This is a genomic window from Paenilisteria riparia FSL S10-1204 (assembly GCF_000525995.1).
Lineage (GTDB): Bacteria > Bacillota > Bacilli > Lactobacillales > Listeriaceae > Listeria_A > Listeria_A riparia.
Window position 1 is genome coordinate 112,062 of sequence record NZ_AODL01000007.1, and the last position, 11,634, is coordinate 123,695.

At 39.8% G+C, this 11,634-nt stretch carries 8 protein-coding genes and 1 pseudogene; all 9 read right to left on the reverse strand.

Features of this window, described 5'->3' with window-relative positions:
• Positions 1-50: 50 nt before the first annotated feature.
• Complete coding sequence (locus PRIP_RS05315; RefSeq protein ID WP_036099966.1) at positions 51-2,333, reverse strand: glycoside hydrolase family 65 protein; 2,283 nt, start codon at positions 2,331-2,333, stop codon at positions 51-53.
• Positions 2,330-3,148 carry a DUF1189 family protein gene (locus PRIP_RS05320; RefSeq protein ID WP_241434090.1) on the reverse strand — a complete coding sequence of 273 codons (819 nt, stop codon included), beginning with the start codon at positions 3,146-3,148 and terminating at the stop codon, positions 2,330-2,332. Before PRIP_RS05320 ends, PRIP_RS05315 begins: the two co-directional genes overlap by 4 nt.
• A 59-nt stretch (positions 3,149-3,207) precedes the next feature.
• Positions 3,208-4,017 (reverse strand): sugar ABC transporter permease, encoded by an 810-nt coding sequence (locus tag PRIP_RS05325; RefSeq protein ID WP_036100487.1) that lies wholly within the window; start codon positions 4,015-4,017, stop codon positions 3,208-3,210.
• A gap of 44 nt (positions 4,018-4,061) precedes the next feature.
• A complete protein-coding gene (locus PRIP_RS05330) occupies positions 4,062-5,366 on the reverse strand; it encodes a sugar ABC transporter permease (RefSeq protein WP_036099970.1) in 1,305 nt (434 codons plus the stop codon).
• Positions 5,367-5,625: 259 nt separating this feature from the next.
• On the reverse strand, positions 5,626-6,888 hold the full coding sequence (locus PRIP_RS05335; protein ID WP_077912909.1) for an extracellular solute-binding protein: 1,263 nt from the start codon (positions 6,886-6,888) through the stop codon (positions 5,626-5,628).
• A 227-nt stretch (positions 6,889-7,115) separates the two neighbouring features.
• Entirely contained in the window at positions 7,116-8,891 is a 1,776-nt protein-coding gene (locus tag PRIP_RS05340) for a glycoside hydrolase family 13 protein (RefSeq protein WP_036099973.1), read from the reverse strand.
• A gap of 146 nt (positions 8,892-9,037) precedes the next feature.
• A pseudogene (locus PRIP_RS05345) lies at positions 9,038-10,004 on the reverse strand (LacI family DNA-binding transcriptional regulator).
• Between the two features lie 152 nt (positions 10,005-10,156).
• Positions 10,157-10,399 (reverse strand): hypothetical protein, encoded by a 243-nt coding sequence (locus PRIP_RS05350; protein WP_036099974.1) that lies wholly within the window; start codon positions 10,397-10,399, stop codon positions 10,157-10,159.
• Positions 10,400-10,671: 272 nt separating this feature from the next.
• Positions 10,672-11,508, reverse strand: a complete 837-nt coding sequence (locus PRIP_RS05355; protein WP_036099976.1) for an arginase family protein — start codon at positions 11,506-11,508, stop codon at positions 10,672-10,674.
• Positions 11,509-11,634: the final 126 nt, after the last annotated feature.

Genomic DNA, 11,634 nt, shown 5'->3' on the forward strand with positions numbered 1-11,634 from the left:
ATATTTAAACACAAAAAAATAGGAGCCCTAAAAAGGACCCCCATCATTATTTACTTGTGATAATCATGTTTTTCTAACTTATCCACTAGCTGTACAGCTTCACCGAATAGGTCAAGTTCAAGTGCGTTACCAGAAAGTAATGCAATGCTCACCGTTTTCGCAGTCACCGTCACTTCGATTAAGCGATCACGATAATTGATTTTAAACGCATATTTATCCCACGTTTTTGGTAGGAACGGTGCAAAAGAAAGGCGACCATTGAAAGTCCGCATGCCTGCAAAACCTTGCACAATCGCAATCCAGCTTCCTGCCATCGACGTAATATGCAAACCATCTTCGGTATCATTGTTGTAATTGTCCAAATCAAGACGCGCCGTCCGATTATACAATTCCACTGCTTTATCTTCGCGGCCAATCTCAGCCGCAAGTACCGTGTGCACAGCCGGTGAAAGGCTTGATTCATGCACAGTCAGTGGCTCGTAAAACTCGAAATTCCGCTGCTTCGTCTCGAAATCAAACTCATCGCCAAACGTATAAATCCCTTGCAACACATCGGCTTGCTTAATGAAACACGACCGCAAAATTTTATCCCAAGACCAGTTTTGATTAATCGGTTTATCCGCATCCGTCAACGTATCTGTAGAACGTAATTCCTTGTCCAAAAATGTGTCATGTTGCACAAATATTTGCCATTTTTCATCATAAGGGAAGTACATGTTGTCGATAATGTCTTGCCAATGGTCGATTTCTGCATCAGTAATTTGCAATGCTTCACGTTTTGCTGGAGCAATCTGTTGCAACGACTCGATTGTGTAACGAAGCGTCCATGTTGCAATATAGTTCGTATACCAGTTATTGCTAACATTATTATCGTACTCATTCGGTCCAGTCACACCATGAATCATGTATTTATCTAAGCGCTCCGACATATGCACTCGATCCGCCCAAAAACGGCTAATCTCAGTCAATACGTCGATACCATCATTTACTAAATACGTCGTGTCGCCTGTATAGTTCGTATAATTATAAATTGCATGTGCAATCGCGCCATTACGGTGAATTTCTTCAAACGTAATTTCCCACTCGTTATGACACTCAATCCCTGTAAATGTCACCATTGGGTAAAGCGCGCCTTTCATTCCAATTTTTCTAGCATTTACTTTCGCACCATCCAATTGGTCGTGGCGATATTGCAATAAATTCCGCGATACTTCTTTATCCGCCAGTGACAAATAAAGTGGTAATGCAAATGCTTCTGTATCCCAATATGTTGCGCCACCGTACTTCTCGCCTGTAAAACCTTTTGGTCCGATATTCAGACGTGCATCTTCGCCGTAGTATGTTGCGAATAGTTGAAATATGTTAAAGCGAATACCTTGTTGCGCAGAATCATCGCCGCTAATTAACACATCGGCCTTTTGCCAACGCGTTTGCCAAGCTTCGGCATGTTCTTTACGTAACGTTTCATAATCCAGTTCAGCCACATCCGTTAAAAATTGTTCCGAGGCCCCAGCCAGTTCATGTTCCGCGTAATCGCGAGATGTTGCGACTGCTATACGTTTCTCCAATTTCGCAGTCTCACCTTTTGCCACTTGAAAACGATACTTGTTTTCCACGTATAATTTCTTTGCTTCCGCAGTAGCTTCCTTCGCGTTTTCCGTACGGTTTTCCATCGAAGCCGCAATTGTAAAGCGTGGAATGTCAAAGTTATTCTCAATTGTTTTCGTCACGATAGTCGCCTTGTTCTCCGTCGCGTCCTGCGCCACTTCCAGCCAGAACATCTCGTCATAATTCGCGTCCTCATTCGTCACATTCCCATCCACATAAGGCGTCAACACAATTTCCGCCTCTGTATCAAGCGCCGTCACATGATAGCGAATGAGACACAGTTCCTGCTTCACAATACTCAAGAAACGCTCTGTTTCCACTAAAAACGATTTCCCGTTCTTCTTCACTTTGAAATTCCGACGCAAAATCCCCGTCTCCATATCCAACTCCAAAGCAAAGTCTGTCGTATCATCCACAAACAAATCCAACGTCTCACCGTCAATCACTACATCAATCCCAATAAAATTCAGCGCATTAATCACTTTCCCGAAATAATCAGGATATCCGTTCTTCCACCAGCCAACGCGCGTCTTATCAGGGTACCAAACACCAGCAATATACGTGCCTTGATGCGTGTCTCCCGAATAGCGTTCCTCAAAGTTACCACGCATCCCCATATAGCCATTTCCAAGTGAAGTTAAACTTTCCTGCAAACGCTTTGCATCCTTTTCCACTTGTTTCGACTTTAATTTCCATTCATCGATTTCAAATAAGCGTTGAATCATCCTGTTCGTCCCCCCAAATCCAAAATATCATTCGTCTGTCTAAAGCGTGTTTTAATGAAAGTAAATGCAATCAGAAGCACCATACCAAGTGATTGAATCGCCATCATGACGGTTATGTCAAAATAAATCGTACCAATCACTGCTGCAAAAATCGTCGGTAACCCGAGTGCAAGCAACGTAAGCGATAGCGCCTCCTTGTATGAAGCAATTTCCGACATCTGATTTCGTTTCGTGAACCAAATAAATAACGCAGCAAACAACGCCAACATCAGACTACTAGCAAAAAGCACCGAGCCAAGCATCGCAACCATTGTCAAAAAGACAAAAGCCTTATTTTGCACATACCACTGGCCACTAATAAACGCTTGCATATCGGCCATACTGGATACGTCCGTAAGCGTCGCGTCGTCCGTATACTTCACAGTGAATGCATACCCTGAGCTATCACGAAGCTCCATGCTATTTTTTCCTAATACTACCATGTTCTTCACATTCGGCAAAGCGGCACCATCTAAATTCACCATCGCCACTCCTGTTTTCGTTGCTACTTCCATGTTCCCTTGACCAGATAGTGTCCCGTTCTTCAACGTATAATTCGCTGTCAATTCATCGACAAACCCGTCACTCGCCTGATTCATCATATTGGGCATCAACGACTCCAAGTCAAATGAATCCTGTTTCGCAAAATTTAACGACACCGGAATCATCAAGCAAGCCGTCAAAAACACAAATATAATTACCAACTTGCCCCAGCTAAACAATTTTCGGCTAGCAAACATTCGCTTTGGTGAACACATACCCCAGAAAAAATCCATCGGAAATCCACGCTTCATCATTATCACATCACAATCTTCAAATCTAAACTTCTAAAAAATTAACCCTTCGTGCCTCCTGCAGTCAAACCAGATACGAAATTCTTTTGTAGGAAGAAGAACAGTAAACAAATCGGCAATGCCGCCAAAATAGCTCCTGCAGCAAACAACGCCACTTTTTGTTGTTGTGGATTCGCGATAAAACTTTGCAAACCAACTGCAATTGTCAAGTTCTCTGGCGTACGCAAAAGGAATTTAGCAAGCAAGAAATCACCGAATGGTCCCATAAACGCCCAGAGCGCCTGAACCGCAATCATCGGCCGAACGAGCGGTAAAATAATTTGTCCGAAAATCCGGAAATGTCCTGCACCATCGAGCTTTGCAGACTCATCCAAATCACGCGGTACCGTATCAAAATATCCTTTCATCAGCCAAATATTCATCGGAATTCCGCCACCAATATAAATCAGCGTCAAGAACCAGAACTGATCTAGTGCACCAAGTAGCATGGCCAATACATAGAACGCAGTTAGCGCAGCCATTGTTGGTACCATCTGAATAATTAAGAAGAAAATCAAACTGTTCTTACGACCTTTAAACCGATAACGACTATACGTATAACCCGCAATCGTTACAATCGCTACTTGGAAAACCATCGTCGTTACAGCAATAATCAACGTATTCCGGTACCAATCCAAATATAGCGTATCATTAAACAATGTCGAGAAATTATTCAGCGTCCAATTGTCGCCCCATTCCAACGTAAATGCTGCAATGTTACCCGGTTTAAAAGCCGACGATGCTGTAATCAAAATCGGATATAAAATGACGATAGACAACATAAGCAAGAATAAATACGTAAAGAATTTCATCAAAAAGCTACTTGTTCGCTGATCTTTAAAAAAACGCCCTCATCCTACATCATCCCTTCATTGCCAAAAGCATTTGTTTTCTTAAACGCAATCATGGATACCGAAATAACAACTATCGAGATAAGGAGCGTCACAGCAGCTGCAACTGCATATTGCGGCGATGTCCCTGTCGTCAACTTATAAATCCACGAAATCAAAATATCCGTTGAACCCGCGCCTGCACCAACGCTTCCTGGTCCACCTTCATTGAATAAGTAGATAATAGAGAAGTTATTAAAATTAAATGTATATTGCGTAATAAATACTGGCGCTGTTACAAATAAAATCATGGGCATCGTAATTTTGCGGAAACGAGCCATTGCACTTGCTCCGTCAATACGCGCTGCCTCATATAGTTCACCTGGGATTGCTTGCAATACCCCTGTAACCATCACATATATATATGGGAAGCCCAACCAACCTTGAATCGAAATCAGCGCTACTTTTGTCCAGAACGGGTCTGTTTTCCAAGCAAGCGATGGAATATCAACAAACGGTAAATGGTTTAATAATGGGATAACTTGCATATTAATCGCACCGATGCTGTCATTAAACATATTTGAGAAACTCATAATCGTAATGAAAGCCGGTACAGCCCAAGGAAGTAAGAAAATAACTCCAAAAAGACGTTTTCCTTTAATAAAACTTTGATTCGCCACAACTGCCGTAAATACACCTACTACAATTTGTAATGTCGTCGCGCAAATCGTCCACACGAGTGTCCATGAGAATACACTCAAGAAAGTATCTCGATATGAGCTAAGGAAGAAAATACTAAAGAAATTCTTAAAGCCTACCCAGTCAATCAAATTTGCTGGTGGAATATGATAAAAATCATAGTTTGTAAAAGCCATGAAAAGCGTAACTAACACTGGAAAAATAATTACAAATGTCATTACAAGATATGCAGGCAGTGTGAAAAGATATGGAAAACCTTTCTCTACCATGTTTTTTAAAATATCGATCGTTTTTGTATTAACCGTCTCTCCCAAGTTCCACGTTATCGCCACACGTTTAGCATCAAATATATTAAGGATATAAAAGCCGATAAAGAGAACCGTAACGATAAGTTGCAACGTTCCTTCAATCATTAGAAACAGGGAATGATCCACACCTGGCACAGAACCAAGCGTAATCAGTCCGACAAATGCATTAATACCAACTGCGATAAATTCAATAACAAAAGCAACGAATACAGCGAGAAAAACAATCCCTTTAAAAGCCTGCCCGTTATAAAATTGTCCCAGTCCTGGAATGATCGATAACAGCGTCGCTTTCCGAACATTTTTAATTGGTTGTTCCTTATTCATCGCGTTACCCCTACCTTTTTATAGCTTAGATATGTACATAACCCAGATAAAACAGAGGCAAGCACCCATATTCTGCAAGTTTCGCAAACTTCCAACGTTCACATACACCAGTATGCTCCGCTCCGGCTTCCACCAAACTTGCAGAATACAAACGCTCTCGCTCGATTTGTTCAAAGCTGTATCTACGTCTTACCATTGATTCTTACAGGCAACGTCCTCAAGCTTCTTTCTGCGTTCTGTATAAACCCAATTGCTTTATTTATTTTTGATATTTTTGGTCAATATTGTCTGAGATTACTTTCACTGCGTCGTTAGCAGATTGTTTTGGTGTTTTATTGCCAGATGCTGCATCAAACATTAAGTTCTCAGCGCCCGTCCAAACTTCAGCCATTTCTGGAATGTTTGGCATTGGTTGTGCATTTGCGTATTGCGCAATTACTGCTGATGTTAATTCATCTTTCTTAGCTTCTGCTGCGTCACGTGATTCATGGTTTGCAGGTATTTCATTTGTCATGTCATACAATGTGTTTTGGTTGTCGGTGTTTGTTACGTAATCCAACCATTTTTGCGCTACATCTTTGTTCTTAGAGTAGTTCGAGATAACCCAACCTTTACCACCAGCGAATGGAGAATAAGGCTTGCCATTATCCAGTGTTGGAATTTCTGCCACACCATAGTTTAATTTAGCTTCTTTGTAGCTTGCTGCTGACCAAGGGCCGCCGATGATTGCTCCTGCTTTACCTTTGACAAATTGATCTTGGATAAAGTCGTCTGCACTCTTATTGTCTTGCATTCCTTTTGGCCAGTAATTTTGGAACCATTTCGTTGCGTACGTGATACCTTCTATAGATCCTGCATTATTTAAACCGATATCTTTAGGGTTTGTGCCATTATCACCAAATACATAGCCACCATAACCTGCTAGTAAACCATATGAGAAATAGAAATCTGTCCACTTAGCTAAGAAAGCGGTAGATTTACCTTTTTCTGTTGGAAAATTGAAGCGAGAATCTTTTGTTAGGGCTTCTAAATCTTTAAATGTTTTTGGCGCTTTGTCTAGTAAATCTTTATTGTAATACAGTACTAGCGTTTCAATAATTGCTGGTGCACCGTATACTTTGTCGTCAATCGTTACTTGTTTCATATCGTTGTCATCTAGTTGATCTTTATTTCCTAGTTTCACCTCAGCTAAATGCCCTTGTTGTCCCAGACTTCCGATTCTGTCGTATGCCGACATCATCACATCTGGTGCTGTTCCTGCTGGTCCATCTAATGGTAAAGCTTCTAGTGTTTCAAACATGTCTTTTTTAACAACTTTGACAGTTACATCGTTATCTTTTTCAAATTTGGTTTTAATTTTGTCTATATATTTTGCATAGCCTTCATCGACTGAAACTGTCAATGTCTTCTTACCGTCACTGCTTGAACTGTCTTTAGACGAACTTCCGCTACCACATGCTGCTAACATTAAAACCATTACTGCTACCATTGCTAATAAGCCGAACTTTTTGAATGAACTCATTACCATTTTTCCTCCTCTTTCTTTGAAAAACTCCTGTATCGACAAATGATGTCGCACATTCGATTTCCACACCCTATTTTGAATTGATTTGTGAAACAGGTTAACCTCTAGCGCTATTATAGACTTAGAACGAAAACGTTTTCAAGGTATATTTTTGTGTTACCGATAACAAGATTTTTAACAAGCGCTGTACTTATTTGTTTGTGAAAACAAGTACAGCCCGTTGATTAATCTTCCAATGTTACGAACGATTTCGCAGGTACAGTGACTTCCTCGAGTGCTTTTTCGGACCATGCGTCTTGTAACACCGACATGTCTGTGAAGTCCGCTTTCGTTAGAGTTATAGCTTCTTCTGCTTGGTTAAATACGAATGTTAGGCGAGCACCGTTGTATGTTCTTGAGAAAATAACACAACGGTTTTCATCATCGACTGTATGCCAAACTAGGTCGCCGTAGGTGAGCGTTTGTTGGTGTTTTTTACGGAAAGCGATGAGGTGTTTCATGAAGCTGAACATTTCTTTGTCTTGCTTTGTTTCATCCCATTCCATACATTTGCGGCAAAGCGGGTCATCAGCGCCATCCATGCCGATTTCTGTGCCGTAATAAATACACGGAGATCCTGTATGTGCAAACATGAACGCAAGTGCTAGCTTAGCTTTATCTTTATCGCCATCACAACGCGTGAGTAATCGCGCCGTGTCATGCGAATCAAGCATATTGAACATGACGTGGTTTACTTGTTCTTGATAACGCATCAATTGGTCGCTAATTCCAGATACCATTTTAGATGGTGTGATACGCTCTTCTACATAGTTTTCGATAATCGTTTGTGTGAATGGGTAGTTCATTACGGAATCAAACTCGTCGCCAAGCAACCAAAGCCAAGAGTCATGCCAAATTTCACCGAGAATATATAAATCATCTTTTTCAGCACGAACAGCTTTACGGAACGACTTCCAGAAAGCATGATCGACTTCATTGGCTACATCCAAACGCCAGCCATCAATGTCAAACTCACGAACCCAATATGTTGCAATATCAAGCAAATACTTTTGTACAGCAGGATTGGCTGTGTTTAATTTAGGCATATGCATGGTGTATCCAAATGTGTCGAATGAGAGTGTGTTTTTACCTTCAATGTTCCCATTTTCGCCTGGTGTCACTGGGAAAGAATGTATATGGAACCAGTCTACATATTCTGATTTAGAACCATTCTTCAGCACGTCTTGCCACTCCGGAGATTTATCGCCAATATGATTGAAAACAGCATCTAGCATGACTTTTATACCACGTTTATGTGCTTCTTGAATGAATTGACGAAACGTTTCTTTATCCCCAAAATGCGGATCAATTTCAAAATAATTTAGTGTATCATACTTATGGTTCGTTGATGCTTCAAATATAGGCGTTAAGTAAACCCCGTTGATTCCAAGCTCCACCAAATAGTCTAAATGCTCGATAATGCCCGCAATGTCCCCACCAAAAAAGTCATCGCGCCCCGGATCTTTACTTCCCCATGGCAAGACATTTTTTGGTGAAATATCAGGGTTTCCATTACCAAATCGTTCTGGGAAAATCTGATACCAAATCGTTTCTTTCACCCATTCAGGTGCTTTAAAAACTTCCGATTCATGCAGAAATGGAAATTTAAAATAATAGTCCATCACTGCACGATTGTCTTCTGTATTTTCGTAAAAACCACGTCCACCATAGAAAACTTCTTCTCCTGCCATGTCTATTAATACAAAGCCATACTGCAAGCGACGTTGCTCTGGTTTGACTGCAACCATCCAGTAGTCATGTTCTTCTGTCGTCGCTATTTTTTGAAGCGAAATGTTTTCAGGTTGCCAGCCATCTTTTGTATGCAAATAAGGATCCGCACCAATCATAACAACTTCTTTTATGTCGTCTTTCTTGCTGCGAACCTTGATATGTAGCGTTTCCTTGTCGTAACCATACGCAAAAGCGCTAAATGGCTGATGATAAATTGCTGCTCTTTCCATCTTTAAAAAACCACCTTTCAATTATCTCCCTTTACGTTAGCACGCATTGAAAACACTTACAACAGAATAACGCTCGTTAACGATAACAGAATATGCACTTCACGTTACCATAAGAAAAACAAGCCTTGTTGCGGCTTGTTTTTGTCCTATTCACGACCAACTACTGTTGAGCCACGAATGATAAGTTTGGGAGGAAATAAAATGGAGCCTTGCTGTGCCCCGCCTTCATTAATCTTCTTTAGCAATAACTGGGCACAAGTTTCGCCCATTTCGATAACTGGTGAACGGACTGTGGTTATTTTTGGAGAGGAGATACGATCTAGGAACACGCCATCAAAGCCTGTCACCGCAATATTTTCTCCAAAATTCATATGCAGAGCCGTTGCCGCTCGTACAGCGCCAATCGCCATTCGGTCTGAGGCACAAACGATTGCAGTTGGTTTCTTTGTGTTTTGCAGTATATCCAATGCTTTTTTCTCGGCTATACGAGAACTGTTTTTCATGAAATAACTTTCTTCTATTAAATCGTGTGCCTTCATAACACTTGAATAGCCAGTTAAGCGGGAACGCATGAACTCTTCTTCTAACAAATTTATGCCAAAAAAAATAATATGTCGGAAACCAATATCATATAAATGCTTCGTAGCGAGTTCAGTCCCTAGTCGATTATCCACGTCAATTGCATCGATGTTACGTTTGTTCTCTCCATATGCAATCACTGGCTTCTCAAGTCCTGCAAGTACTTTATCAATTTCTTGGTCACGCATGCCAGTCACAATTAATCCATCATAAGGCCCGATATTCTTAGATTTCTGCGTCACTAGTTGCAATGAATAGGAGTGTTTATCTAATTCTCTACTAATTCCTGTAAGCAAATTCATATAGTACGGCTCTACCGTATCGATTTCTTCTAAAATCAAAAATTTAACAACTTGAGTCCGATTTTGAACCAATGCTCTTGCCGCATAATTAGGAACGTATTCCAGCACTTCCATTGCTTGATATACTAATTGTTTTAGCTCGTCAGAAACTTGATCTGGATGATTGATAACACGTGAAACAGTCATTTTAGACACATTTGCTTTTTTTTGCAACATCTGCTAATGTAGCCATCCATATCCTCCCTTGCTCCTTTTCTCTCTTTCATTGTAGCAGTTTTTTTAGAAAATGGTAGCCTTATTTATTTTTTTCATAATCTCAAAAATAAGATTTGACAAAAAAAAGCACCTTTTCCGTAAAGAAAAAATGTGTATAAACTATGTAATTTAGCGTTTTGACGCAACCACAACTTTTTTTACAGCATGGTGTTCTTTACGTGTTTGAATCCATTTTACAAAAAATCGAATTCCTACAACAAGCCAACCGCATACTGTACCTACAAGGATAGCGACTAGACCGATGATAACAAATTGGGCTATGGGAAAAATAGGTGCACTAATACCAGCAATACCTAAAATAAATACAACTATCATCGGAATAACGAAATACCGTACCTCATGTTCCCCCACATCGAACGCTCCTTTACTGAAAAATTAATCTCGTCAAAACTATAGTTTCAGTATACTCCCAAACGTACCTTTTTTCAATACAGACAACGCTTTCAATAACAAATAAATTTATTGTCTTATTTTATATATAATGTTGCTATGACTCACTTTATATTCAAAAACTTGTCTACTTTACATAAAAGTAACATTTGTTCATAAAATGTAACACACATTTTTAGCCATTTTAGATGCTTTGAATTTGAAAAAATTCTTCTAATAGAGAAGCAACAAACTTAGATGTTTTGTTTTTTTTCGTCATTTAGTGGATTGATGCCTGTAAATGTCATCGCTTGAATTTGATTACTAAGAGCCAGATTTTTCATGAAATAGCGAATCTCTCGCCAATAAATACCACCTTGAGATAAGAAATCAGTTCCTGGTGTAAATTCTGGATCAATTGCGTCGACATCTAAAACTAAATGTACAGGTCCTTTCTTTTTTGCCATCCATTGAATAATTTCATCCGTCACCATACTAAAACCCATTTTATCGATTGTTGTCATTTCGTAATGCATAATTTTTTCATTTTTAATTAAATCTATTTCTTTCTGACCAATGCGCCTAGTTCCTAGTATACAAATGTCATCACCTTTAATAAACTGTTGATTCATAACCGTTTCTAAGACTTCAGGTCCCCTGCCAATAACTGTCGCCATCACATTGTGACATAAATCATCGCCTTGAAGGACTTGTTCCATATCGGCATGAGCGTTAACCCAAATCACCATCTGTTCAGTATCATTCGCCTGCATCCCTGCAATTGTGCTTAGTGAGATAAATTGGTCCCCTCCAAATACAATTGGCATCGCGTTCTCTAATCGAATATCAGTAACGATATCACGTAGTTCTTTCGCTTTATATGTAATCGCTTTCATATCCTTTGATTTTAAAATAGCTTCTTGCTCCATTTCCGTAAAAAAAGCCATGTTATGATAATCAATTATGTCATTTCCCATCTTGTCTAATGCGCCTATAATTCCTGTATAGCGAATCGCATACGGTGCTAATGCAACACCTTGACGCTTTTCATGAAACATCCATGGTACACCAAGAATCCCGAGTTTTTCCATCCACATTCACCTTTTTCTAAATTATATCTTACATTCTACCATAAATCCTCGCCTATGTTAAAAATAAACTTTATTAAATTTAACTAAAATTGTTTTTTTAAGGTAGGTTGTGGTATTAAAAAGGCT